This window comes from Crossiella sp. NPDC003009, from assembly GCF_053591555.1.
In genome coordinates this window covers 1-25,179 of the sequence record NZ_JBSFUA010000067.1, presented here as the reverse complement: position 1 = coordinate 25,179, position 25,179 = coordinate 1, and the positions used below count along the sequence as shown (strand labels likewise).

Genomic DNA, 25,179 nt, shown 5'->3' with positions numbered 1-25,179 from the left:
CTCGGCGCGCTACAACAGCTTGTCCTGGGTGATCGGCACCTCCCGGATCCGCCGCCCGGTCGCGTGGAACACCGCGTTGCCGATCGCCGCGGGCACCCCGGTCAGCGGTGTCTCGCCGAACCCCCGCGCGCCCAGCGCCGCACTGGTTGGATCCGGCTTGTCCACGAAGTGCGTCTCGATCTCCGGCACGTCCGCGTGCACCGGCATCAGGTAGGTCGACAGCGTGGCGTTCATGATCCGGGCGTGCGCCGGGTCCACCACCGCGTGCTCCATCAGCGCGAACCCGATGCCCCAGATCGTGCCGCCGATGGCCTGGCTGTGCGCGGTGCGCCGGTTGAGCACCCGGCCGGGGTCGTAGGCGCCGACCACCCGGCTCACCGAGACCTTGCCGTAGCGCGGATCCACCCGCACCTCCACGAACACCGCGCCGGTGGTGTAGTTCGGCGTGTTCGTGCTGTTGCCGGTGGCCGCCACCGGTTTCCCGTGCCGGGCAAGGACATCGCGGTAGCTGTCCCGGCGGCGGCGGTCCCGGTCGAACAGGTAGCCGTGCTCGGCGCTGATCCGCTCCGGCGGCAGGCCGTGCAGCGGTGAGCGCGGATCGGCCACCGCCAGCCGGATGACCTCGGCGCGGGCCGCGGTCGCGGCCTGGTCGACCGCGCCGGTCACGCTGTTCACCGTGGCCGAGCCGAAGGAACCGGTCGCCGCCGGGTAGTCGGTGTGGCCCAGCTGGGTGGTCACCGCGGCCAGCGGCATGCCCAGCGCCTGCGCGGCGACCTGGGTGAGCACGGTGTAGGTCCCGGTGCCGATGTCGTGCGCGCCGGTGCGCAGCGTGGCGCGGCCGTCGGTGCCCAGGGTGAGCTGGGCGGCCGAGGGCAGCGCGGTGCAGGAGTGCGCCTCGGTGGCCATGCCCCAGCCGATCCGGATGTCCCCGTCCCGCATCGAGCCGGCCCTGGGGTCGCGCCGGGACCAGCCGAAGGCGCGGGCGCCGATCCGGTAGCACTCGTCCAGGTGCTTGCTGCCCCAGCGCTGGCCGGTGCCGGGGTGCGTGGCGGCGTAGTTGCGCAGCCGCAGCTCCACCGGGTCGATGCCCAGCTCGTGGCTCAGCTCGTCCAGCGCGGTCTCCAGGCCGTGGTGGGCGGCCAGTTCGGGGGAGCGGATGAAGCTGCCGGTCTGCAGGTCCAGCCGCACCGCCTGCTGGCGGATGCGCAGGTTCGGGATGGCGTAGAGGGTGCGGGAGGAGTGGCTGGCGTTGTAGATCCGGTCCTCGGTGGCCGAGCACTGCTGGGTGGAGACCTGCACCAGCGCGGTGATCCGGCCGTCCCGCTTGGCGCCCAGGGTGATCCGCTGCCGGAACTCGCTGCGGTGGCCGTGCGCGGTGTAGGTCTGCGCCCGGGAGAGCACCAGCTTCACCGGCCGCGCCAGCTCCCTGGCCGCGGCCGCGGTGAGCAGCAGGTGCGGCCAGGCCGCGCCCTTGGCGCCGAACCCGCCGCCGAGGTACGGCGAGACCACCCGCACCGCGGCCGGCGGCATGCCCAGCGCCTGGGCCACCGCGGTCTTGGCGAAGTTACCGGCCTGGGTCGTCTCGTACAGCGTGAGCTGCCCGTCCGCCCAGTGCGCGATGCTCGCGTGCGGCTCCATCGGGTTGTGCAGATGCATCGGCGAACTGTATATACCGTCGATCTTGATATCCGCTTCGGCGAGTCCGGCCTCGGGGTTGCCGCGCACGCTCTCGTTGGGCTCGCCACCGGTCACCGGCGGCACGAACTCCTCGCCCTCGGCCTCGTGCAGCGCGCCGCGGTGCTTCTCGGCCCGGTACTGGGCGTTCACCAGGGTGGCGGCATGCTGGGCCTCCTCCAAGGTCCGGGCGACCACCAGTGCGATCGGCTGGCCGTTGTGGTGGATCCGGTCGTCCTGCACCGGGATGTAGGTCTTGCGGTAGGCGGCGCTCGGCACGCTCAGCCGCGGCATGGTGAGGTGGGTGAACACCCGCACCACCCCCGCCGCCCGCTCGGCCGCGGCCACCTCGATGCCGGTGAGCCGGCCCCTGGCGATCGTGCTGAGCACCAGGACGCCGTGCAGCAGCCCCGGAATCCGCTGGTCGGCGGCGTAGGTCGCGGCGCCGGTGACCTTGGCGTGCCCGTCCACCCGGTCCACCGGCCGCCCGATCAGGTCTCCGCTCATCGTTGCCTCCCCAGCTCGGTGAGCACCCCGGTGAGCGCCCTGCGCATCAGCTCCACCTTGAAACCGTTGTGCGCCAACGGCCGCGCCCCGCGCACCGCGGCATCGGCGGCCGCGGCCAGGCTCGCCCCGTCCAGTGGCCTGCCCCGCAGCACCGCCTCGGCTTCCGGCACTCGCCAGGGCAGCGGAGCCACCCCGCCGAAGGCCAGCCGCACCTCCCGCACCCGCCCGCCGCGCTGGGTCAGGCAGGCGGCCACCGACACCACCGCGAACTCGAAGCTCTCCCGGTCCCGCAGCTTCAGGTACCGCGACCGCGCCGCGAGGGCCCCGGTCGGCACCTCCACCCCGGTGATCAGCTCACCCGGCCGCAGCACGTGCTCCACCTGCGGCGAGTCACCCGGCAGCCGGTAGAACTCGGCGAAGGCGATCCGCCGCGCCCCGGCCGTGCCCTGGGTGAGCACGGTGGCCTCCAGCGCCTGGAGGGACACCGCGAGATCCGAGGCGTGCACCGCCACGCAGTGCGTGCTGCCGCCGAAGAGCGCGTGCATCCGGTTGTGCCCGGACTGGGCGGGGCAGCCGCTGCCGGGCTGCCGCTTGTTGCACGGGAACCCGCTGTCCCGGAAGTAGCCGCACCGGTTGCGCTGCAGCAGGTTCCCGCCGATCGCGGCCATGTTCCGGATCTGCGGCGAGGCCGAGTTGAGCAGCGCCGAGGCCAGCACCGGCGCCTGGGTGCGCACCGCGGGATGCGCGGCCACCTCGGCCATCCGGGCCAGCGCGCCGATCCGGATCCGGTCCGGCAGCACCTCGATGCCGGTGAGCGGCAAGGCGTTGATGTCGACCAGCCGGTCGTGCGCCTGCACGCCGTCCTTCATCAGGTTCAGCAGCTCGGTGCCACCGGCCACGTACGCCGCTCCGGGAGTCGTGGCCGCCCGCACGGCTTCCTCAATCGCCCGAGGGCGGACATAGCCGAAGGCCCTCATCCTCGTCCCTCTTTCGCCGCATCCCGCACCGCGGCCACGATGTTGGGATAGCAGCTGCACCGGCACAGGTTCCCGCTCATCCACTCCCGGATCTCCTCCGCCGATCCGGCATGCCCCTCCTCGATCACCGCCACCGCCGACATGATCTGTCCCGGCGTGCAGAACCCGCACTGGAAGGCGTCCCTGCGGATGAACGCCGCCTGCACCGGGTGCAGCTCCCCGTCCCGCGCCAGTCCCTCCACCGTGGTGATCCGCTGGTCCTGCCGCATCACGGCCAGGGTCAGGCAGGACTTGATCCGCTGCCCGTCCACCAGCACCGTGCACGCCCCGCATTCGCCGCGGTCGCACCCCTTCTTCGTCCCGGTCAGCCCGAGCCGCTCGCGCAACGCGTCCAGCAGGGTGACCCTGGGTTCCACCGTCACCGGGTGGTCGGCGCCGTTGACACGCAACGTGATCTCCACGCTCGCCCCTGATGCCACACCGTCCACTGTGGACTTCGCTTCGGCCGCGACCGCGGTGGCGGGCAGGGCGCCCGCCGCGATCGCGCCCGCCGCGGTGACGCCGCCTGCCTTGAGCACGGTCCTCCGGGTGGGCCGGACCTGTGGGTGATCGGACACCGCGCCTCCTCGTCTCAGCCGGTCAGGCGGCGGTCGGCATCCCGCTCTCTTGTTATCGCCGATTCGCTACCGATGCGAGCGACGATAACACCCCCACGTTATCGGCGCTAGTACTCTAGTGTTATCAGTGCTAAGCCAGGTGGCCGCAGACTGGGTATGCGATGTTCAAGCCTTATTTTTAGCCATGTATTGACTTGCGGCCGTGGCCGTCATTACGTTCGGCCCGCCAACAAATCGCCGCCGCCACCCCCTGCGTGGCACCCGGGAAAACGCTTGCCCTGCCTGGGTGTCACGTCCCTGCATCGTGGCAGAGGAGTGCCCTGTGACGTGGAGACGGATGGCGACGGCGGCGACAGCCGCGGTGGTCGCCGCGAGTTCGCTGACCCTGGTGCCCGCACCGGCCGCCGACGCGGCGGTCACGCCCGGCGCCTGGTACAAGGTGGTGAGCAAGGCCAGCGGCAAGTGCGTGGACGCCCGCGGCGCGGCCGCGGTCAACGGCACCGCCGTGCAGCAGTACACCTGCAACGACAGCACCGCCCAGCAGTGGCAGTTCCAGGAGAGCGGCGGCGGCTTCTTCCGGCTGAACAGCCGCATCGACGCCGCCCAGGTCATCGACGTGGCGGAGAACTCCACCGCCGACGGTGGCCTGACCCACCTGTGGACCTACGGCGGCGGCGCGAACCAGCAGTGGCAGCCGGTGCAGCAGGCCGACGGCTCGCACCGGCTGGTCAACCGCAACAGCGGCAAGTGCCTTGACCTGACCGAGGGCTCGCAGGCCGACAGCGTGCGGTTCCAGCAGTGGACCTGTTTCGAGGGCTCGCCCAACCAGTCCTTCAACCTGGTGCTCGTCGGCGGCGACCCCGGCCCCGGCGACCCGGACTTCGGCCCGAACGTCTTCGTCTTCGACCCGTCCACCCCGCAGTCCACCATCCAGAACCGGGCGAACACGATCTTCCAGCGGCAGGAGCGGGCCCAGTTCGGCCCGGACCGCTACGCCATGCTGTTCAAGCCGGGCACCTACGACGTCGATGTCAACGTCGGCTACTACACCCAGGTCCTCGGCCTGGGCAGGCACCCGGACGAGGTGAACATCCGCGGCGCGGTGCACGTGGAGGCGGACTGGTTCCAGGGCAACGCCACGCACAACTTCTGGCGGGCCGCGGAGAACCTGTCGGTGACCCCCAACGGCGGCATGGACCGCTGGGCGGTCTCCCAGGCCGCGCCCTACCGCCGCATGCACGTGCGCGGCGACCTGCAGCTGGACGACAACGGCTGGTCCAGCGGCGGGTTCATGGCCGACAGCAAGATCGACGGCCAGGTGCGCTCGGGCAGCCAGCAGCAGTGGTTGTCCCGCAACACCAACTGGGGCAGCTGGAGCGGGTCCAACTGGAACATGGTCTTCGTCGGCGCGAATAACGCCCCCGCCGGCAACTTCCCGAACCCGCCCTACACCAGGATCGACCACACCCCGCAGATCCGGGAGAAGCCCTTCCTCCAGGTCAATGCCGCCGGCGCCTATGAGGTCTTCGTGCCCGCGCTGCGGGACAACTCCCGGGGCACCACCTGGGAGAGCGGCAACCAGCCCGGCCAGGCGCTGCCGATCAGCTCCTTCTTCATCGCCAAGCCCGGCACCAGCGCCGCCGCGATGAACCAGGCGCTGGCCGAGGGCAAGAACCTGATCGTCACCCCCGGCATCTACCGCCTGGACCAGACCCTGCGGGTCACCCGGCCGGACACCGTAGTGCTGGGCATGGGCCTGGCCACCCTGATGCCCGGCAACGGGATCACCGCGCTGACCGTGGCCGACGTGCCCGGCGTGAAGATCGCCGGCATCCTCATCGACGCCAATACCACCAACTCCAACCTGCTGATGGAGGTCGGCCCGCAGGGTTCGGCCGGCAACCACGCGGCCAACCCGACCTCGCTGCACGATCTGTTCATCCGGATCGGCGGCATGGTCGCGGGCAAGGCCACCACCAGCCTGGTGGTCAACAGCCGCAACGTCATCGGCGACCACCTGTGGCTCTGGCGCGGCGACCACGGCGACGGCATCGGCTGGCACACCAACACCGCGGACGTGGGCCTGGTGGTCAACGGCGACAACGTGAGCATGTACGGGCTCTTCGTCGAGCATTACCAGAAGTACCAGACCATCTGGAACGGCCAGGGCGGCAAGACGTTCTTCTACCAGAACGAGATGCCCTACGACCCGCCGAACCAGGCGGCCTGGATGAACGGCTCCACCAGGGGCTACGCGGCCTACAAGGTCGGCAACCACGTCACCAGCCACGAGGCCTACGGGCTGGGCAGCTACTGCTTCTTCAACGTCAACCGCAGCGTGGTGGCCGAGCGGGCCTTCGAGGTGCCCAACCACCCCAACGTGCGGTTCCGGCACATGGTCACGGTGTCCCTGGGCGGCGGCGCGGGCAGCATCAACCGCATCATCAACAACTCCGGCGGCACCGCGGGGCCGGGACAGGTGGTGCAGAACCTGGTGAGCTACCCGTAGCTCGCCGGCAGCCGCAACGGCCCGGGTCGCACCTCGCGACCCGGGCCGTCCGCTTGTCTCAGTTGCGCTGGACCCGGCTCAGCCCGGTCAGCAGCCGTTCCATCACCTCGGGGTCGACCTCGTGCGGGTCGTTGGCCAGCCGCTCGGCCTCGGGCGAGCGCCTGCGCTCCCGGCGCGGCAGCGGCACCGCCTCGGCGGTCACCCCGCCCGGCAGCGGCAGCTCGCACCACAGCATCCGGCCCCGGTCCAGGGCCACCACGCCCAGGTTCGGGCCTTCCATGTCGGGGGTCGCCTCGGCCGGGCGGCCGTCGGCCACCTCGATCACCAGGCTGTCCCCGCTGACCCGCAGGCGCACGGTCAGCATGCCGGGCCGCTTCGGGTCAGCGCTTTCCACCACCGCGGCCACCAGCTGGCCCGCCGCGGTCGAGGCCTCCTCCAGCAGCGGCCGCAGGGACCACTCGCGCAGGGTGAACTGAGCGAACAGGTCGGCGCAGTTCACCGCGGTGGGGAGCGCGACTAGCTGGATGTCGTCGACCTGTGCAGTCTGTGGGGTCACCGGGTTCCTTCTTCCGCCATTTCGGGAGCCTCGGGTGTCACTCGAATAGGGGATCCTGCCACACGCTGTAGACGTCCGGTGATTCCGCGTCTGCATTGTTGCCGGTTGTCAACCTAGGATGACCAGGTGGAGATGGACCGGCTGATGACGCTGAGCAGGGCGACCGGCGTGGACGACCCGATCGAGGGACTCGCCGCCGCTGCGGAACTACGCCGCGAACTGGAACGTCTGGAGGCCGTGCTGGTCCGCCGGGCCAGGGTCGCGGGCCGGACCTGGACCGAGGTGGCGGCGGCGCTGGGCGTCAGCAAGCAAGCGGTGCACAAGAAGCACGGCCGCACCGCGCTGTTCGGCCGCCGCGCCGACTAGCTACTCCGGCAGCCGCCGACGCCCGGCGAACCCCAGGTCCCGCCGGTGGTACCAGAGCAGCTCGGTGTCGCCCTCCAGCCAGCACAGCAGCACCGGAACCTGGTCCAGCTCGGCCGGGAAGTCCACCAGCAGCGGCGCGAACCCCTTCAGCTCCGCCCCGGTCTGCTGGATCTGGGTCATCAGCTCGTCCAGCCGCGCCTGCGCCGCCTTGAACTCCGGCAGCCCGCCCAGCGGACTCGGCTCGCCACCCGGCGCCACCGCCACGGCCAGCTCGGCGGCATCGGCGCGCAGCGCGACGACCTCGGTCAGCACCGGCAGCAGCGCGGCCCGGCCAGCTCGGCCCGGGCCTCCGCCACGGTGAACAGTCCCATGCGGACAAGCCTGCCACAGCCGCTTGACCTCTAGTTAAGTAGAGCTAACACACTCTCCTCATCAGCGACTTCGGTCCATCAAGGACCACGGCGAGAAATTCACGCCGACTTTGTCGGGGGTGTGCGCAACCATCACCTCACGCACCGCCTCGGCCCGGACACTGTGGGGAGCCATGGACATCGACATGAACGCCTGGATGGCGCTGGAAAGCGCGATGCAGGACAAGTCAGGGCGCACGGTCACCCGTGCCACCCTGCGCCGCATCGCCCGCTTCGCCAAGCCGCAGTACCGCGCGGTGGCCATCCTGCTGGTGCTCAGCGCGCTGGCCGCGGTGCTCGCGGTGGCCACGCCGGTGCTGGCGGGCTGGGTGGTCGAGGCGATCGTGAACAAGCAGCCGGTGGACACCGTGGTCCGGCTGGCGGTGCTCATCGCCGGGATCGCGGTGGTGGAGGCCGGGCTGAGCATGGCCGAGCGCTGGCAGTCCTCCAGGCTCGGCGAGGACCTGATCCTGCGGCTGCGCGAGTCGGTGTTCGCGCACGTGCAGCGGATGCCGGTGGCCTTCTTCACCCGCACCCGCACCGGCGCGCTGGTCAGCCGCCTCAACAACGACGTGATCGCCGCCCAGCGCGCCTTCTCCAGCACGCTCTCCGGCGTGGTCACCAACATCATCGCGCTGGTGCTGGCCGTCGCGGTCATGGTCAGCCTGTCCTGGCAGGTCACCCTGCTCGCGCTGATCCTGTTGCCGGTCTTCGTGATCCCGGCCCGGCGGGTCGGGCGGCGGCTGGCCGGGATGGAGCGCGAGTCGGCCAACCTCAACTCGGCGATGACCACCCAGATGACCGAGCGGTTCTCCGCACCGGGCGCCACCCTGATCAAGCTGTTCGGCAGGCCGGCCGACGAGGAGGCCGAGTTCGGCAAGCGGGCCCAGCGGGTGCGCGACATCGGCGTGCGCACCGCGGTGCGGCAGTGGGTGTTCATGGTCGCGCTGGGCCTGGTCTCCGCGCTGGCACTGGCCCTGGTCTACGGCCTCGGCGGTTACTTCGCGCTCACCGGCCAGCTGGAGGCCGGCACGGTGGTCACCCTGGCGCTGCTGATCACCCGGCTGTACTCGCCGCTGACCGCGCTGGCCGGGGCCCGGCTGGACGTGATGACCGCGCTGGTCAGCTTCGACCGGGTGTTCGAGGTGCTCGACCTCAAGCCGCTGATCGAGGAGAAGCCGGACGCCCGCGAGGTGCCCGAAGGCCCGGTGTCGGTGGAGTTCGACGACGTCCGCTTCAGCTACCCGGCCGCGGACAAGGTCTCCCTCGCCTCGCTGGAGGAAGTGGCCACTTTGGACAGTCGCGGCGGCGAGGAGGTGCTGCGCGGGGTGTCCTTCCGGGCCGAACCCGGTCAGCTGATCGCCCTGGTCGGCTCCTCCGGCGCGGGCAAGTCCACCCTGGCCTCGCTGACCCCACGGCTCTACGACGCGGACTCCGGCAGCATCCGGCTCGGCGGGGTGGACGTGCGCGACCTGTCCTTCGACGCGATCAGGGACACCGTCGGCATGGTCACCCAGGACGGCCACCTCTTCCACGAGAGCATCGGCGCGAACCTGCGGCTGGCCCGGCCCGGCGCCAGCGATGAGGACCTGTGGGACTCGCTGCGCCGCGCCCGCCTCGACGACCTGGTGGCCTCGCTGCCGGACGGCCTGGACACCGTGGTGGGGGAGCGCGGCTACCGGCTCTCCGGCGGTGAGCGGCAGCGGCTGACCATCGCCCGCCTGCTGCTGGCCCAGCCGCGCGTGGTGATCCTGGACGAGGCCACCGCGCACCTGGACTCCAGCTCGGAGGCCGCGGTGCAGGAGGCACTGGTGGAGGCGCTGGCCGGCCGGACCTCGCTGGTCATCGCGCACCGGCTGTCCACCATCCGCGCGGCGAACCTGATCCTGGTGGTGGAGAACGGCGAGGTGGTCGAGCGCGGCACGCACGAGGTGCTGCTGGCCAAGGGCGGCCGCTACGCCGAGCTGTACAACACGCAGTTCGCGGACAGCAAGGAATCCGTGATCGCTGGATAACCTGTACGCCTCGCGGCGCCGCCGGACGCGGCGCCGCGAGCGGACGTTGGGGACAAAGGAGTTCTGGTGTCGGTGCGACGGCAAGTCGGCAGCATGACCGAGACGGTGGTCGAGCGGATGCCCGCCCCCGATCCCACCGCGGCCGCCTTCTTCGACGTGGACAACACCATGATCATGGGCGCCTCGATCTTCCACCTGGCCCGCGGCCTGGTCGAGCGCAAGTTCTTCCGCACCGCCGACCTGCTGGGCTTCGCCTGGAAACAGGTCAAGTTCCGGGTGCTGGGCCGCGAAGACCACCAGGGCATCGAGGACAGCAGAGAACAGCTCCTCTCCTTCGTCGCCGGTCGCCGCACCGACGAGCTGGCCGCCCTCTGCGAGGAGATCTTCGACTCCCGCATCGCCTCCCGCGTCTGGCCCGGCACCCGCTCCCTGGCCCAGCTGCACCTGGCCGCGGGCCAACGGGTCTGGCTGGTCACCGCAGCCCCGGTCGAGCTCGCCGAGATCATCGCCCGCCGCCTGGGCCTGACCGGCGCGCTGGGCACCGTCGGCGAACGCGAGAACGGCGTCTACACCGGCAAGCTCGTCGGCGGCCTGATGCACGGCCAGGCCAAGGCCGACGCGCTGCGCGTGCTGGCCGAGCGGGAGGGCCTGAACCTGGCCAACTGCGTGGCCTACTCCGACTCGCACAACGACCTGCCGATGCTCTCCGCGGTGGGCACCGCCATCGCGGTCAACCCCGACTCCGGCCTGCGCGAGATCGCCCGCGCCAGGGGCTGGGAGATCCGCGACTTCCGCACCGGCCGCAAAGCGGTGAAGATCGGCCTGCCCACCATCCTGGCCACCTGCGCCCTGGCCGCCGCGATCACCGCTGTTGTGGCGGGCCGCCGCCGCGTCTGACGAGCCCCGCCCCGGCGTTTGATGGGGCCCGGTAGCGGAAATCCGGTACCTGCGCTGCCGTCCCAGCGCCCGCCCCGCACGGCGGAAACCAGACGCACAAGCGGGAGGACCGCCATGCTCAGTCAGGGTGACCGCCGCCGGCTGGAGGAACTGGCGAGCCAGCTGGAAGCCGAAGACCCCGCCTTCGCCGAGGGCCTGCGCGCCGGCCGCCCAGCCCCGCCCAGCGACGACCGCCGCTGGCCGGTCATCGCCACCGGCCTCATCGCCGCCACGGCCTTCCTCATCGCCATGGCAACCCTGTCCCTACCCCTGCTGTTCGTCGCCCTGTTCGGCCTGGGCTGGTCCGTCACCGCCTACCGCGAACGCGTCCGCCGAGCCCACCACTGGACCACCCGCCCCCAGCGCCGCCGCCTGAGCTGACCGCACCCCGCCCCGCCGAACTGCCGCCCCACCACCCTGCCTGCCACACGCCTTCGCCCACCCGCCGCTTTACCACCGCACCGACCCAAGTCACCGCGCCCGCGCTCGCCCCGCGCTGCTTCTAGTCGCCGCCTCCGTGCTCGCTGCCCGCTGCTTCTAGCTGCCGCCCCCGTGCTCGCTGCCCGCTGCTTTTAGTCGCCGCCCCCGTGCTCGCTGCCCGCTGCTTTTAATCGCCGCCTCCGCGCTCGCTGCCCGCCGCCTCTAGCCGCCACGCCAGCGTTCACCCGCAACCTGGCCGTCGGCCCGCGTCCCCTCGCGCCGCCCTGGAGCGTCGCGTTCGACCCGCGCCGCCCCGTTCACCGCGCCCGCCCTCGCCCGCTGCCCTAGCCGCCGCGCCCGCCTTACCCGTCGCCCGTGCCGCCGCGCCCGCATCCGCCCCGCGCGGCCGCTACTCGCTCGCCCGCGCCTGCCCCCGCGCCGCCTCGGGCACCGCCCGCTGCAACCGCTCCGCCATCGCCACCAGGTTCGCGGCCAGCTCCGGCGCGTCCACCACCTCGAAGTCGATCTCCATCGCCCCCAGCATCCACGCCAGCTGCCGCACATCCGTCGCGCCCACGTGCAGCAGGCAGCTCTCCGGCCCCTCCGGCTCCACCCGCCCGATCCCGGCGAAGTTCTGCGCCTCCGGCGCGTCCGCGGGCACCGGCAGCCGCACCGTGGACTGGTACTGCCACAACCGGGCCACCCGCTCGGCCACGAACGCCCCCGCGTCGTCGGTGGGCAGCTCGCGCGGGGTGAACCGGGGACCGGTCGGCACCCTCGGCCGCAACCGGTCCACCCGGAAGGTCCGCCAGTCCGACCGGTGCACGTCCCAGGCCACCAGGTACCAGCGGCGGCCCCAGGTCACCAGGCGGTGCGGCTCGGTCTCGCGCAGGCTCTCGGTGCCGTCGTGGTTGCGGTAGTCGAACCGCAGCCGCTGGTGGTCCCGGCAGGCCGCGGCGATCGCGGTCAGGGTGTCCGCGGCCACCGTCGGCATCGAGGACCGGCTCGGCACGGTCGAGATCTGCAACGCCGCCACCCGGTGCCGCAACCGTGACGGCAACACCTGCTCCAGCTTCACCAGCGCCCGCAGCGAAGCCTCGCCGATGCCCTCGACGCTGCCGTTGGTCGCGGTGCGCAGCCCGATCGCCACCGCCACCGCTTCCTCGTCGTCGAGCAGCAGCGGCGGCAGGTCCGCCCCCGCGCCCAGCCGGTAACCACCGGCGATGCCCTTGGTCGACTCGACCGGGTAGTCCAGGTCCCGCAGCTTCTCGACGTCCCGCCGCACCGTGCGACCGGTCACGCCCAGCCGCTCGGCCAGCTCGGAACCTGACCACTCGCGTCGCATCTGCAGCAGGGTCAGCAGCCGGAGCAGCCGCGCCGAGGTCTCCTTCACCGCCCCATTCTGCCGCGACCAAGTAAGTCTTGATTTCAAACTTACCGGATGACATGGTGAGTTTGCTTTTCCATCTGACCTCGGGAGCGTGTGATGACAAGACTTCCGGCCCGTCTCGCCGGCCACCCGTCGGTCCGCGCGGTCCAGGAGCGGCAGGCCGCCACCGGCCCCCGCGAACCCCGGGTCATCGACGCGGCCTGGCTGCGCGAGCTCTGCCTGGCCGCGGGTGCCGACGACATGGGCGTGGTTCCCCTCGACCATCCGGACCTGGCCGGTGAACGCGAGCCCGCGCTGCACGCCCTGCCCGGCACCCGGAGCCTGGTCTCGCTGGTGGTGCGGATGAACCGGGACAACGTCCGCTCACCCGCGCGCAGCGTCGCCAACCAGGAGTTCCACCGCACCGGCGAGATCATCAACGAGGCCGCGCGCACCATCGTCCGCGCCCTGGAGGACGCCGGGCACCGCGCGCTCAACCCCTCCGCCACCTTCCCGATGGAGATGGAGAACTACCCCGGCCGGATCTGGGTGGTCGCGCACAAGCCGGTCGCGGTGGCCGCGGGCCTGGGCGCCATGGGCATCCACCGCAACGTCATCCACCCGCGCTTCGGCAGCTTCGTGCTGCTGGCCACCCTGCTGGTGGATGCCGAGATCAGCGCGTACGGGACTGAGCTGGCCTACAACCCCTGCCTGGAGTGCAAGCTGTGCGTCGCGGCTTGCCCGATCGGGGCAATCGGCAAGAACGGAGAGTTCGACTTCCGCGCCTGCGCCACGCACAACTACCGCGAGTTCATGGGCGGCTTCACCGACTGGGTGGAGACGATCGCGGACAGTGCCGACGCCGAGGAGTACCGTGCCCGGGTCAGCCCACGTGAGAGCGCTTCCATGTGGCAGAGCCTGGCGTTCAAGCCCAACTACAAGGCGGCCTACTCCCTGGCCGTCTGCCCGGCAGGGGAGGATGTACTCGAGCCCTACCTCGCCGATCGGAAGGACTTCATGAACACCGTGGTGAAGCCCTTGCAGGACAAGGTGGAGACGCTCTACGTCACTCCCGGCTCACCAGCCGGGGACTACGCCCGACGTCGGTTCCCGCACAAGCCGGTGAAGGTGGTCGGCAACGGACTGCCCGTCACCGGGCCGCGGCAGGAAGAGAAGGACGGTTGATGACCGAGGTTGTGATCACCGGGCTCGGCACGTTGAGCCCCCTGGGCGGCAGCACGGCCGACACCTGGTCCGCGCTGCTGGCGGGCCAGTCCGGGGTCGAGACGCTCACCGACGACTGGGCGCAGGAACTGCCCGCCCGGCTCGCCGCCCGGATGGCGGTCGACCCGGCCAGTCAGCTCGAACGCGTGCAGGCCCGCCGGATGGACCGGTCCACCCAGGCCGCCCTGGTCGCCGCCCGTCAGGCGTGGGCCGACGCCGGTCTGGAGAAGGGCGCGGTCGACCCGAACCGGGTCGCGGTCGTCCTGGGCACCGGCATCGGCGGTGTCGGCACCCTGCTGGACAACTACGACGCGCTCCTCGGCCGCGGCTACCGCCGGGTCTCCCCGCGCATGGTCCAGATGATCATGCCGAACAGTGCCGCCGCCACGGTCAGCATCGACCTGGACGCCCGCGCCGGCGCCATCTGTCCGGCCAGCGCCTGCGCCACCGGCGCCGAGGCCCTGGCCCACGCCCTGGACCTGATCCGGCTGGGCCGCGCCGACGTCGTGGTCACCGGTGGCACCGAGGCCTGCGTCCGCTCGGTGACCATGGCGGGCTTCGCCCAGGCCCAGGCCATGTCCACCCGCAACGACGAGCCGCACCGCGCCTCCCGGCCCTACGACAAGGGCCGCGACGGCTTCGTCCTCGGCGAGGGCGCCGCCGTCCTGGTCATCGAACGCGCCGACGTCGCCGCCGCCAGGGGCCGCACCCCGTACGCCACCTTCGCCGGCGCCGCCATCACCTCCGACGCCTACGACATGGTCGGCCTGCACCCCCAGGGCGACGGCCAGATCCGCGCCATGGAGACGGCCCTGCGCGAAGCGGGCTTGTCCGCCAAGGACATCCACCACGTCAACGCCCACTCCACCGGCACCCCGGGCGGCGACATGCTGGAAGCCAAGGCCATCTACGACGTCTTCGGCGACCAGCCCCTGGTCTCGGCCACCAAGTCCATGACCGGCCACCTCCTCGGCGCGGCCGGCGCCCTGGAAGCGGTGTTCACCGTCCTGGCCATCCACCACGACGTGGCCCCGCCGACCCGCAACCTGGAGAACCCGGAGGACGCCCTCCAGATCCAGGTCACCAGGGACACCCCGGTCAACCTGCCCATCAACGCCGCATTGTCGAACTCCTTCGGGTTTGGCGGCCACAACACCGCATTGGTCTTCCGCAAGCCCTGACCAGCCACGGCCCGAACCAGCCGGGCCAGCCCCGGGGCTCGTGCCCTGGGGCAGCCGGACAGCGAGACCTGAACCGGCTGCTTCAGGGCACATTCGGGGCGCAAGATCAGGCCCAGGCCCAGGCCCAGGCCCAGGCCCAGGCCCAGGCGCGGCCTGCCTGGCCTTGCTGTCGGCGCTGGCTCCTGGTCGTGCGCCGGAGCGGTTCGAGCACAGCGTGCGGGGCGTTGGAGACGCCAGTCGCCCGGCCGAGCGACTCAGTCGACCGTCCGGCCCTGCGCCGTCCACTCCGGACTGGCGAACCTCGCGCGTAGTTCGCCAACGGCCGGTTCGGCGCCGCAGGACCGGCAGGTCGGCACGGTCTCCAGGTCCGCACCGCAGCTGTGCTCGAACGTCACCGGTGCGACGTCCATGAGGTGCTGGTCACCCCACTGCCGCAACAGGTGCAGCACTCCGCGTAGCTCCAGTCCCGCCTCCGTGGCGCGATACTCGAACCGCGGCGGCCGCTCGCTGTACTGGACACGTTCCAGCACACCCGCATCGACCAGCTTCCGCAGCCGGGCGGCGAGAATGTCGCGCGGTGCCCCGATGTTCCGGACCATGCCATCGAACCGGCACACCCCGTAGAACACCTCACGCAGCACCAGCAACGAGTACTTCTCACCGACCACGGCCAGCGTGGCGGCGATGGAACACGGGCGCGGCGAACTCATATCTCCACGGTAGACGAGACCGTTTGAATACCCAATGCTCTGCTTCCCGGCAACCTCCCTGGGTTCTGCTTTCCTCGATCGGGCTTTGCTGTGTCGGACTTTCCTTTGTGGACAGTGCCGGTGGCACCTCATGCCGGCGTGAGGTGCCCGGCGGCCTCCGCGTGCTGAGCGGGGCACGCGGTGGTCGGCGATCCGCCCTGCCCTCGGCGCCGTGGGCCGCGGGCCGGTGGCGAGGCGGGGCTTGCGGTTCAGGTCATCGCGGCTCCGGGGAGGTGTGGTAGACGCGGTTGGTGGGCGAGGTCCAGGTGAAGCGGCCACCCGGATGCTGGTTCAGCCGCCAGGGCCAGGCGGCGGTCTGCTTGAGCCGGTGGTGGTGACGGCACAGCGGACCGAGGTTGTCGGGACTGGTGGGACCTCCGTTCTCGTGCGGGATGGTGTGGTCGAGGTCCGAGTCGTGGGCCTTGCGACGACAACCGGGGAAGGTGCACCGCGGGTTGCGCGCCTTGACCAGCTCGGTCATCCAGGTCGGCGGTTTGTAACGCCGGGCGTCGTAGCCGACCACCGAGCCGTCTGGCCCGGTGAGCAGTCGTTTGATGTTGGCGTCCATGGCCAGTTCGCGGGCCGTCTCGGCGGTGATGGGACCGTGGTCGGCCAGTTCGGCGGGCTCGTCGTCGCCGAGCAGGGTGGTGATCGGCACGGTCACCCGGATCTCGGTGCTGACCGAACCGCCGTTCGCCTTGCCGGACAACAGGTCCAGTGCCACGTCGGTGCGGGTCTGGTCGAGTGTCCGCTCCTCGTCCTTCACCGTGCGGGCGAGCTTGTCGACGTAGCGGAAGGCGGCCTGGGTCTGCGGAGCCGGTGCCTTCACCGAGAGCACGACCATGCCGTCGTCCTCCGCCCACAGCGACAGCTGCCGGGACTCCGCTGCCTTCTCCTCTCTCTTGCGGGCGGCGCCTGGGTCGGCGCGGATGACCGCGCGGCGCAACATCGAACGCAGGCTGCCCACGCTGCGGGACCGCGCGTCGGGCAGCACCCGGTCCTCGACCGTGGCCGCCTGGTCGTCGGTGAGCGGCGCCACGGCTTCGGCGATCGCCTTGGCCTTCATGTAGTCGATCCGGCCTTCCGCCAACGCGTCCAGGGTTCTGGGCAGGCGGCGGAGGTCGAGGGCGGTGGCCATCCTGACCGCGGCCGCGCGTGGGCTCCAGCCCAGCGCCGCGGCGATCTCGTCCTCGACGAACTCGTGGATTCCGTACTTGTCATGGGTTCGGTGTTCGGCGAACCTGGCCAGGGCCTGCATCTCGACCGACTCGACGAAAGCCTTGATCCGTTGGCAGTCCTGCAAACGATCGAGCAACGCGTCGTCGTCCAGAGTGGACATATCAGCGGAGAGGGCGCCCATCGTGGCGTCAACAGACCGGGGCTGAGGTGCGTCGAGCACGGCGAGCTGCTCGAACATGGCATCAGCCTAGCGTGGGGAATGGGGCGGAAATGGCAGGTTCACCATGGGCGAAACTCGCGGCCCGGTGGTCAGCAAATTGTGTTGTCAGGTAACGAAAAAACGCTGACAAGAGAGCGATTATTGACGCTGTGTTCGAAGGTGTGGCGGTGCTGCCCGGAGGTGAGGCCTGAGTCCGCGTCCGGAGGTGCGGGCGGCTGCCGGGCGGGGGCTGGCGGCGGGGGTCCCGCGGTTCTGGGTGCCATGTATGGCATATAACCGCTTGGACATCTGGTGCGTCAAATTGATCTGACGGGAATGGTGTCACCCGGTCAGGCGTTCTCGATACAGAAGCACGGTAAGACGAGCAGGAGGCTGTGGTGCTGAATCCGGAGAACCTGTACGAGGTGGACTCCGATGTCCCGGACCTGACCGGAGCGGTACTGCTGCACCACTTCGACGGGTTCATGGACGCGGGCGCGGCCGGGCGGGTGCTGGTCGAGCATCTGCTGGAGAACTACGAGCACCGCGAGATCGCGCGGTTCGACGTGGACGGCCTGGTCGACTACCGCTCGCGGCGGCCGCTGATGACCTACTCGACGGACCGGTGGGCCGATTTTGCCGGACCCGAGCTCGTGGTGTATCTGTTGCACGACGGCATCGGCACCCCGTTCCTCTTGCTCACTGGGCCTGAGCCGGATGTGCGGTGGGAAGCTTTCACCCAGGCTGTGCGCAGCCTGATCGAACGGTGGGGCGTCCGGCTGACCGTCGGTTTCCACGGGATTCCCATGGGTGTTCCGCACACGCGACCGCTGGGCGTGGTGGCCCACGCGACGCGCCGGGAACTGATCTCCGAACACCAGCCGTTCTTCAACCGGGTGCAGGTGCCCGGCAACGTGAGCGCGTTGCTGGAGCTGCGCCTCGGCGAGAGCGGTCACGACGCCGTCGGGTTCGCCGCGCAGGTGCCGCACTACCTCGCGCAGTCGACCTATCCGGCGGTCGCGATGACCTTGCTCGACCACGTGGTGCGCACCACCGGGCTGGTGCTGCCCGCGGACTCGCTGCGGGAGACCGCGCGCCGGGCTGACGCCGAGGTTCAGCGGCAGGTCGTGGAGTCCGAGGAGATCGCGCAGGTGGTGGGCGCGCTCGAGCGGCAGTACGACGCGTTCGCCGAAGCCGCGGGTAAGGAGAGCCTGCTGCTGGAGACGGCCGAGGACATGCCGAGCGCCGAGGAGCTGGGCGCTGAGGTGGAGCGGTTCCTGGCCGAGCAGCAGGGCTTCACCGACCCCCGGGACAACTGAACACGAGCTCGCCTCGACTGTTCGGCTGCCAAGGCCGGGCAACGGGTTGGCGCGATGGCGGCCGGGCCGGGATGAGTGGTCGGGCCGGGATGACCGGTCAAGCCGAGGTAGTGCACAGTCGGCGGCCCCGGCAGGGCTGGGCAGTGAGCAGGCCCGGTGTGGCGAGCAGGTCCGGTGTGGCCGGTGTGGTCGGCGGCTGGTGCTGACGGCTGGGTAGCTGGCGCCATCGGTGTGGCTGGGATGACCGGCTCCGCTGGCGGCTGGCCACTGCCCGTGGCGGTCCGGTAGCGGTGTGGGCGTCGCACTTCGCGTCGCTGGTGCGCGATCCGTTTGGGCAGAACGGCTAGTGGCCAGTGCGCGAGGCTGGTCGCGATGGCTGGTGCGGCTTGCGGTCCGGGACCCCCGGCGCGGGTTGTGCGGGCCAGGGCGGCGGGCCGGCCCGCACAACGTCCACGGCCGCTGGTGCGGACACCAATCATCCTACGATTGGGCCGAAGCGGTGACAACGTCCGATGTCGGACTCGGACGCGGTGACGGCGTGCTGTCCGAGCGGCTCCGCTGTAGGCGGGAGCCGCCCGGGTGGTGTGGGTCAGCCGGTGGTGTAGGCGACGATTGCCGGGGCGCGCCAGTCGCTGGAGACGATGGTGGCGCCCTTGGCGGACAGGTCGCGGACCCGGGCCTGGGCGTCGGGGACCGGTGGGTTCACGCCGTCGATTGCCGGGGCCACGCGGTGGGCGTCGGTCATGACCACGAAGTACTTGCCGCCCAGGTACGTGCCGGGGTAACCGGCGTAGGCGCTGGCGTCGCCGTCGAAGGCGACGAGCCAGGGCGCGCGGTTGCCGCCGCGGTCGCCGGTGCGCGGGTCGGACTGCGCGGCGCCGTTGATCGCAGGGAAGGCCATGGTGGTGGCCAGGGTTCCGGTGCTGTTGGCGTTGATCAGGCGGTCGGCGTACTCCACGTCGGTGTGGTAGCGGTCGAAGGGGTTCGCGGCCTCGAGGGTGCCGCGTTCGACCAGGAGCAGGAACTTGCCGGTGAGGGCGGCGCGGGCAGGCCAGGCTCCGGACTGGGCGGCGGCGTCCAGGGTGGGGTGGCCGCCCTTGAGCTGGGCGGGGCCGAAGACGTTGGCGGCGCCCAGGTTGTCGGCGATGAGGCGGTCGAGTTCCGCGGGGCCGAAGCCGCCGCGGCCGTCGAAGCCGTTCTTCATCTCCAGCTTGAGCACGACCAGGGGATGGTTCGGCTGGTTCTCGTGCCACAGGCGGATGTTGCGCAGGCAGGTGGCCAGGTTCTGGTCGCGGGCGCCGGTGCGCAACTGCTGGTAGGTGTCCGCGGCGGCGCAGTTGTTGCTGTTGCCGGGATCGTGGCTGACCTTGAAGTCCCTAGTGCCGAAGAAGTTCGTCCAGACGTCCAGTTCGAGCATGCCCGCGCCGGTGTCCAGGGCGTCCACCAGATACGGGAAGGTGGACTGGATGTAGGCGTTGTGCACTCCGACCGTGGTGGCTCCGGTCGCGGTGCTCGCCTGGGCGGGCGTGGCAGTGGCGGCCAGGGCCAGCAGGGCGGCGCCGACGGCGGTGGCCGCGCGAGCGAGTGGGCGATGCATCGTTGCGCTCCTCAAACCGAAACCCGGTGGCGGATGAGGAGAAACTAGCCCGGTCAGGTGTGCGCGGGATGTCCGCTGGATGGCTGGTGCGTTGATCGCCAGGAGCGGCTGTTTTCATCCGCAGCGGGGATGGCCGAGGCCGGGGGCCCGGCGGATCGGAGCAGCGGGGCAGCGGGGCAGCGGATCGGCAGGGCTGGCCCGGCGGGTTGGCAGGGGCGGGCGCGCGGCGCGCGGGTGGATTGGCAAAGAGTCGGGGCGGATTGGCGGGGCGCACGGCTACGGCCCAATGGGTGTGGCCGAATGGCTAGGGCCGGATGGGTGGAATGTCGACGGCGCGACCGGGAGTGAGATGCGGGGGAAGCGATCGAAATTGCCCGGGCAATTGGTCGCCGACCGGCGCGGCAATTGTCTGCGCGCGCCGGTCGGTTCAGATATGTGACCCGCTGGGAAATTCAGTCCTCGACGTGGATGGCCATCGCGGGGCACAGCACCGCGGCCTCGCGCACCGCCTCACCCAGTTCGGCCGGCGGCTCCGCCTGGAGCAGCACGACCACGCCGTCCTCGTCTCGCTGGTCGAACACCTCGGCGGCGGCCAGCACGCACTGGCCGGCGCCGACGCAGGCTTCTTCGTCGATGTTCACGCGCATTTCCAACTCCTGTTGTGCGGTGGTGGGTCGCGGCCGCCGGCCGGTCAGGCCTGGGCGTCCCAGGTGACCGGCAACGAACGTACGCCGTACACGAGAGCGTCGTGCTTGAACTCGATTTTCTCGAAGGGAATCCCCAGACGCAGCGTCGGGATCCTCGTGTAGAGCCTGGCGAAGACTTCCTGCAGCTCCACCCGGGCGAGCTGCTGGCCGAGGCACTGGTGGGCGCCGTAGCCGAAGGTCAGGTGCGCGCTGGCGTTACGGCTGAAGTCGATCTCGTCGGGGCGATCGAACACCGACTCCTGCCGGTTGCCGGAGGACAGCGCGGCGATGACGAACTCGCCCTCCTTGAACACCACGTTGCCCACCGGCAGGTCCTCCACCACCCGGCGGAACACGCCGAACTGCACCACCGACAGGTACCGCAGCATCTCCTCGACCGCGGCGGGGGCGATGGACGGGTCGGCGCGCAGCTCGGCCAGCCGGTCCGGGTGCTGGAGCAGCGCGGCGGCGCTGAGCGCGATCATGTTCGCGGTGGTCTCGTGCCCGGCGATCAGCAGCGAGATGCCGAGGGTGACCAGCTCTTCCACGGTCAGCGGGGTGCCGGAGGCGTTGGCGCGCTGGATCAACCTGCCGAGCAGGTCCTCATCGGTCGGGTCGGCCAGCTTCGTCATGACCAGCTGGGCCATGTAGCCCTGGATCTGACCACTGGCCGCCAGCCGCTGCTCCTGGGTGATGTCGACCTTGAGCAGCACGCCGCTGGCCGCCTGGAACATCTCCCGGTCGGCGTAGGGCACGCCGAGCAGCTCGCAGATCACCAGCGACGGGATCGGCAGTCCGAAGTCGTGGTACAGGTCAGCCTCGGTGCCCTCCAGCATCGCGTCGAGGTGCTGGTCCACCAGCTCGGCGATGTAGGGCCGCATCGCCTGGATGCGCTTCACGGTGAACTCCGGGGTCAGCAGCCTGCGCAGCCGGGAGTGCTCGGGGCCGTCGTGGTGCAGGATCGAGCCGGGGTTGGCCGGGGCGTCGAGGTCGGCCTCGGTGTTGACGTGGTTGGACGGCGAGGCGGCCCGCGAGTTCAGCCGGGGGTCGGCCAGCACGCTGCGCACGTCCTCGTACCGGGTGACCAGCCACGCGTCCACGCCGACCGGGCAGCTGACCTTGCTCACCGGCGCGGTCTCCCGCAGCTCCCGGTACCCCGCGGCGGGGTCGAACGGACAGCCGGGGGGCCGGGTGTCGGGGAAGGCGGCGGTGGCGGGCGCGTCGGCGGTCTCGGTCATGGCCGGGGGAGTCCTCTCGGTGGTGGGAGTCGAGCGGCGGGCACGTGCAGAAAACTGGCAGTTACTGCCACTATGCCAACGCTGCCACTATGCCACGTGTGTCGAACACCTGTCGGGCACGGTCCGTGCTGTTAGCCTCCGGGCGAAGAGGGGCTGGTCAGGAGGTGTGCCGATGGGGCTGCGCGAGGTGAAGATGCAGCGCACCCGGCTGCTGATCGCCGACAAGGCGCTGGAGCTGTTCGCGGCGCAGGGCTTCGAGGCGACCACGATCGAACAGGTCGCCGCCGCGGCCGAGGTCGGCACCCGCACGCTCTACCGCTACTTCCCGACCAAGGAGTCGCTGATCGCGGGCTTCGTCGAGGAGCACCTCACCGACTCCCTCGAGGTCATGCGCGCCCAGCCCGCGGACCGCCCGCTGCCCGAGGCGCTGCACGCGGTGCTGGCCCGGCTGATGCGGGTGGTCGCCGAGGACTCCGACCGGGTCGTCGCGGTGTACGCGCTGGCCAGGCACACCGACTCGCTGCAGGCCAGGCTGGCGGAGCAGACCTGGCGCTGGCGGGACGAGCTGGCCACCGAGATCGCCGCCAGGATCGGCGGGCCCTCGGTCCGCCTGGTGGCCGCGCTGGCCGCGGCCACCGCCATGGGGCTGATCGAGGTCGCGCTGCGGGAATGGGTGGACGGCGGCGGCACCCGGCCACTGCCGGAGATCACCCGCGACGCGCTCAAGCTCCTGCACGCGGGCGCGGTCCCGCTACCGGAACAGCAGGGACACTGACACCGTGGACGAGGTCTCCGAGCAGCCGTGTCCGCCGCGGCGGGTGCGCAACCCGTGGGGCCACGGCGACCGCCTGCGGCAGGAGATCCTGTGCGCCACCGAGCGGCTGCTCGGCGAGCTGGACACCGACGACGCGCTGACCATCCGCGGCGTGGCCAGGGCCGCCGGGATCGCGCCGGCCAGCATCTACCCGCACTTCGGCGACCTGACCGAGCTGGTCGGCGCGCTGCTGGCCGACCAGCTGCGGCGGATGGCCGAGGTGATGGCGCGGGCCAGGGACGAGGCGGAGCCGGGCGACCCGCTGGGCAGGCTGGGCGCGATCATGCGCGCCTACTTGCGCTTCGCCACCGGCAACCCGGCGCACCAGCGCGTGCTGCTGAGCTTCCCCAAGGGCGTCGGCGTCTCCTGGAGCGACAGCGCGACCACCCGCCCCGGCGGGGAGATCGGCCTGATCGTCATCGAGGCGCTGGAGGCCTGCGCCGCCGCCGGCCATCCGCTGCGGGTCCCGCCACAGCTGGCCTGCCAGCTCATCCTGGTCGGCGCCTTCGGCCGGGTGGTGCTGGCGCAGGCCAGCCGGGGGCTCTACAACGGGGCGAGCGTGCCGGAGTTCGTCACCGAGCTGATGTCACTGGTGTTCGAGCGCGGCGTGCCGCCGAGCGCGTTCGACGCCTGAGGTGACCTGCGCCACAAACCAGCCTGGGGTAGGTAACCGCTTGCCTAGCATCGGCGCGGCAACTTACTGAACAAGCGTTCGCCAACGCTGGGGATCAAGTCTCCCCGGCCGGTGTGGCGGCGGGGTTCCCAGGGCGGGCAGTGTCAGTCCTTTCTCCGTCGGCGAGTCCGGTCCGGGTCGAGGAAGGGAGAGCCTCCGGAGGCCGTCGTGGAGTTTCGCCACGCCCGTCGGCCACACCCGCCCGGAGGCTCTCCCGGCCCCTTCTGGTCGCATATGTGAAAGCCTTGTCGGACTACGTTCCGTGTCCTAATGTGACGTCACCCCGCCAACCTGGTAAGCGCTTTCGAACTCTGATACCGGCCCCTGCAAACGTCGGTATTCGTCGTTCGAACGCGCCTTTTCTTGGAGGTTGGAATGCCGAGAAAACGCCGTGTCCTTGCCGTGCTCGCGGTCCTGGGTGGGCTTGTGCTGACCGCCCCTGCCGCGCAGGCCCAGGTCGAGGGCGGTGGCTGGTCCTCCCGTTCCCCTGGCTTCAACGTCCAGCAGCGCGGCTGCGGCCAGGTGAACAACCTGACCTTCACCCTGACCTGCTCCACCGCGAGCGGGGACCAGCGCGCGGAACGCAGATATGACACCTACGGAGGTGGCACCTACCAGTTCGAGGGATCCTTCCGGGTCCAGAGCCTGGGCGGCACCCGGATCTCGCTGAAGCAGACCTTCCGCGAAGGTCCCACCGCCGGACCGTTCTTCATGCTCGCGGTGGAGCGCGGCGGGCGGATGTACGCGGTGCACGGCGGCGCGACCATCGCCTCCGGGGCCACCGTCGGCGCGACCGTGCGGGTCAACACCGTGCACCAGGTCGGCAGCGAGCACCGCACCTACATCAACGGTTCCCTGCGGCACAGCTACGCCAGCTCGGGCAGCCAGTTCTACGACAAGTTCGGCGCCTACCGCACCAGCAGCGGTCAGGGTCCGGCCACCGTGGTGTGGAGCGGAATCCGCTTCTGGCGCAAGTGATCCCGCGCTGACACCCCAGTCCTGACCCGCGCGGTCGTCCCGGTTTCACCCGCCGGGACGACCGCGTGCCCTTCGACGTCTCGAGGCCCGCCGTGACCAAGCTCCGCGCCGTGCTGCCCGCGCTCGCTCTGCTGCTCTGTGCTTGCGCCCCAACGGAATCCGCGCCCCCGGCCGATCAGCTCACCGGCCGGCTGGACACTCCGGTGGACATCACGCTGCGCTGGACGAACTCCGGGCCGCCGGTGGCTGGGCGGGTGATCGAGTACTCGCACGAGCCCAACGGGGACTACACCGTGCTGAAGTTCCTCGCCCCGGAGGAGACCAGCTACCGGCACGCCGACCTGATCCCGGAAACCCGGTTCTACTACCGGCTCCGGCCCTACTACGGCGCCGCCTCACCGGAGCAGTCGGTGACCATGCCCGAGCCGAAGCCGGGGGACAAGCCGGAGGAGGACTCGCACGAGTGGGCCGTGCCGCAGACCCTGCCCGGCGCGCCCGCGGCCACCCAGTCCTTGCGCGCCAACGCTTCCGCCTCGGCGCCGACCGAGATCAAGGCGACCGTGATGACCAGCCAGGGCATCCGGTTCACCTGGCGGGACAACGCCATCGACGAGGACCACTACGCGATCGAGTCGAAGGCGGCGGGCGCGGCGCAGTGGGGGACCGCGGCGCTGCTGGACCCCAACATCAACTCCTTCGGCCTGGTGACGCTGCCGGAGGAGCGCACCGCGGCCTACCGGGTGCGCGCGTTCTACTACGGGCCCGCGTCCAACCTAGTGGACCTGCGGACCGGGCGCGGGAAGTCCTAGGGGGCGTTTTCAAAGCGGCTGGTGTGATCTGCTTTGATCACGTTCGTGGTGCGTCGTCATGAGCTGACCGATGAGCAGTGGACTGCCCTGCAACCGTTGCTGCCCCAGCCCGGCACCGGTCGTCCGCGTGTGGACGACCGGCGGGTGATCAACGCGATGGTGTTCAAAGCCCGCACC

The 25,179-nt window shown here is 70.9% G+C and carries 23 protein-coding genes and 1 pseudogene; 13 read left to right on the top strand and 11 right to left on the bottom strand.

From position 1 onward, the window contains the following. Window positions 1-9: 9 nt before the first annotated feature. The 3 genes from ACWDY5_RS38430 to ACWDY5_RS38420 are packed head-to-tail and all read right to left on the bottom strand — an operon-like array spanning window position 10 to window position 3,775. On the bottom strand, window positions 10-2,181 hold the full coding sequence (locus ACWDY5_RS38430; protein ID WP_449727056.1) for a xanthine dehydrogenase family protein molybdopterin-binding subunit: 2,172 nt from the start codon (window positions 2,179-2,181) through the stop codon (window positions 10-12). Further along, on the bottom strand, window positions 2,178-3,158 hold the full coding sequence (locus tag ACWDY5_RS38425; RefSeq protein WP_449727055.1) for an FAD binding domain-containing protein: 981 nt from the start codon (window positions 3,156-3,158) through the stop codon (window positions 2,178-2,180). The genes ACWDY5_RS38430 and ACWDY5_RS38425 overlap by 4 nt, the downstream gene beginning before the upstream one ends. Next, on the bottom strand, window positions 3,155-3,775 hold the full coding sequence (locus tag ACWDY5_RS38420; protein WP_449727054.1) for a (2Fe-2S)-binding protein: 621 nt from the start codon (window positions 3,773-3,775) through the stop codon (window positions 3,155-3,157). The genes ACWDY5_RS38425 and ACWDY5_RS38420 overlap by 4 nt, the downstream gene beginning before the upstream one ends. 337 nt (window positions 3,776-4,112) lie before the next feature. Between ACWDY5_RS38420 and ACWDY5_RS38415 the strand changes: the two genes are divergently transcribed. Then, entirely contained in the window at window positions 4,113-6,284 is a 2,172-nt protein-coding gene (locus tag ACWDY5_RS38415) for an RICIN domain-containing protein (protein WP_449727068.1), read from the top strand. 58 nt (window positions 6,285-6,342) lie between these two features. Here the strand turns inward: ACWDY5_RS38415 and ACWDY5_RS38410 are convergent, their stop codons facing one another. Next, window positions 6,343-6,840: an ATP-binding protein gene (locus ACWDY5_RS38410; RefSeq protein WP_283660341.1), complete on the bottom strand. Its 498-nt coding sequence runs from the start codon at window positions 6,838-6,840 to the stop codon at window positions 6,343-6,345. A 132-nt stretch (window positions 6,841-6,972) separates the two neighbouring features. On the opposite strand from ACWDY5_RS38410, the gene ACWDY5_RS38405 reads away from it, so the two are divergent. Then, a complete protein-coding gene (locus ACWDY5_RS38405) occupies window positions 6,973-7,206 on the top strand; it encodes a hypothetical protein (RefSeq protein ID WP_449727067.1) in 234 nt (77 codons plus the stop codon). Here ACWDY5_RS38405 and ACWDY5_RS38400 read toward each other — a convergent pair. Beyond that, window positions 7,207-7,577, bottom strand: a pseudogene (locus ACWDY5_RS38400) (DUF2203 domain-containing protein). 173 nt (window positions 7,578-7,750) lie between these two features. On the opposite strand from ACWDY5_RS38400, the gene ACWDY5_RS38395 reads away from it, so the two are divergent. The 3 genes from ACWDY5_RS38395 to ACWDY5_RS38385 all read left to right on the top strand — a co-directional run bounded on the left by ACWDY5_RS38395 (window position 7,751) and on the right by ACWDY5_RS38385 (window position 10,948). After that, entirely contained in the window at window positions 7,751-9,631 is a 1,881-nt protein-coding gene (locus tag ACWDY5_RS38395) for an ABC transporter ATP-binding protein (RefSeq protein WP_449727053.1), read from the top strand. Window positions 9,632-9,724: 93 nt separating this feature from the next. Continuing rightward, window positions 9,725-10,528, top strand: coding sequence for an HAD family hydrolase (locus ACWDY5_RS38390; RefSeq protein ID WP_449727066.1), 804 nt, complete (start codon window positions 9,725-9,727; stop codon window positions 10,526-10,528). 114 nt (window positions 10,529-10,642) lie between these two features. After that, window positions 10,643-10,948 carry a DUF3040 domain-containing protein gene (locus ACWDY5_RS38385; protein WP_449727052.1) on the top strand — a complete coding sequence of 102 codons (306 nt, stop codon included), beginning with the start codon at window positions 10,643-10,645 and terminating at the stop codon, window positions 10,946-10,948. Between the two features lie 448 nt (window positions 10,949-11,396). Here the strand turns inward: ACWDY5_RS38385 and ACWDY5_RS38380 are convergent, their stop codons facing one another. After that, window positions 11,397-12,380, bottom strand: a complete 984-nt coding sequence (locus ACWDY5_RS38380; protein ID WP_449727051.1) for a helix-turn-helix transcriptional regulator — start codon at window positions 12,378-12,380, stop codon at window positions 11,397-11,399. Between the two features lie 93 nt (window positions 12,381-12,473). Between ACWDY5_RS38380 and ACWDY5_RS38375 the strand changes: the two genes are divergently transcribed. Then, window positions 12,474-13,541 carry an epoxyqueuosine reductase gene (locus ACWDY5_RS38375; RefSeq protein ID WP_449727050.1) on the top strand — a complete coding sequence of 356 codons (1,068 nt, stop codon included), beginning with the start codon at window positions 12,474-12,476 and terminating at the stop codon, window positions 13,539-13,541. After that, on the top strand, window positions 13,541-14,761 hold the full coding sequence (locus ACWDY5_RS38370) for a beta-ketoacyl-[acyl-carrier-protein] synthase family protein (protein WP_449727049.1): 1,221 nt from the start codon (window positions 13,541-13,543) through the stop codon (window positions 14,759-14,761). Before ACWDY5_RS38375 ends, ACWDY5_RS38370 begins: the two co-directional genes overlap by 1 nt. Before the next feature lie 254 nt (window positions 14,762-15,015). Here ACWDY5_RS38370 and ACWDY5_RS38365 read toward each other — a convergent pair whose 3' ends face one another. Next, a complete protein-coding gene (locus ACWDY5_RS38365) occupies window positions 15,016-15,471 on the bottom strand; it encodes a winged helix-turn-helix transcriptional regulator (protein ID WP_449727048.1) in 456 nt (151 codons plus the stop codon). A gap of 253 nt (window positions 15,472-15,724) precedes the next feature. Next, window positions 15,725-16,927, bottom strand: coding sequence for a DUF222 domain-containing protein (locus ACWDY5_RS38360; protein WP_449727047.1), 1,203 nt, complete (start codon window positions 16,925-16,927; stop codon window positions 15,725-15,727). Between the two features lie 356 nt (window positions 16,928-17,283). Here ACWDY5_RS38360 and ACWDY5_RS38355 point away from each other — a divergent pair, with 356 nt between their 5' ends. After that, the gene (locus ACWDY5_RS38355; RefSeq protein ID WP_449727046.1) at window positions 17,284-18,207 is read left to right on the top strand and encodes a proteasome assembly chaperone family protein; all 924 of its coding nucleotides are present in this window, start codon (window positions 17,284-17,286) and stop codon (window positions 18,205-18,207) included. 589 nt (window positions 18,208-18,796) lie between these two features. On the opposite strand, the gene ACWDY5_RS38350 is transcribed toward ACWDY5_RS38355, so the two are convergent. The 3 genes from ACWDY5_RS38350 to ACWDY5_RS38340 form a co-directional block, all read right to left on the bottom strand. Further along, a complete protein-coding gene (locus tag ACWDY5_RS38350) occupies window positions 18,797-19,804 on the bottom strand; it encodes a phosphatidylinositol-specific phospholipase C domain-containing protein (protein WP_449727045.1) in 1,008 nt (335 codons plus the stop codon). Window positions 19,805-20,256: 452 nt separating this feature from the next. Next, on the bottom strand, window positions 20,257-20,451 hold the full coding sequence (locus ACWDY5_RS38345; RefSeq protein ID WP_283660329.1) for a ferredoxin: 195 nt from the start codon (window positions 20,449-20,451) through the stop codon (window positions 20,257-20,259). A gap of 44 nt (window positions 20,452-20,495) precedes the next feature. Then, the gene (locus tag ACWDY5_RS38340) at window positions 20,496-21,728 is read right to left on the bottom strand and encodes a cytochrome P450 (protein ID WP_449727044.1); all 1,233 of its coding nucleotides are present in this window, start codon (window positions 21,726-21,728) and stop codon (window positions 20,496-20,498) included. Window positions 21,729-21,900: 172 nt separating this feature from the next. On the opposite strand from ACWDY5_RS38340, the gene ACWDY5_RS38335 reads away from it, so the two are divergent. From ACWDY5_RS38335 to ACWDY5_RS38315, 5 genes are all read left to right on the top strand, one after another. Next, complete coding sequence (locus tag ACWDY5_RS38335) at window positions 21,901-22,503, top strand: TetR family transcriptional regulator (RefSeq protein WP_449727043.1); 603 nt, start codon at window positions 21,901-21,903, stop codon at window positions 22,501-22,503. A gap of 4 nt (window positions 22,504-22,507) precedes the next feature. Next, window positions 22,508-23,176: a TetR/AcrR family transcriptional regulator gene (locus tag ACWDY5_RS38330; protein ID WP_449727042.1), complete on the top strand. Its 669-nt coding sequence runs from the start codon at window positions 22,508-22,510 to the stop codon at window positions 23,174-23,176. 414 nt (window positions 23,177-23,590) lie between these two features. Beyond that, window positions 23,591-24,193, top strand: a complete 603-nt coding sequence (locus ACWDY5_RS38325) for a hypothetical protein (RefSeq protein WP_252483915.1) — start codon at window positions 23,591-23,593, stop codon at window positions 24,191-24,193. Window positions 24,194-24,285: 92 nt separating this feature from the next. Next, on the top strand, window positions 24,286-25,002 hold the full coding sequence (locus tag ACWDY5_RS38320; protein WP_449727041.1) for a fibronectin type III domain-containing protein: 717 nt from the start codon (window positions 24,286-24,288) through the stop codon (window positions 25,000-25,002). A 45-nt stretch (window positions 25,003-25,047) separates the two neighbouring features. Next, a partial coding sequence (locus ACWDY5_RS38315) for a transposase (RefSeq protein ID WP_449727065.1) occupies window positions 25,048-25,179 on the top strand: 132 nt, incomplete at its 3' end.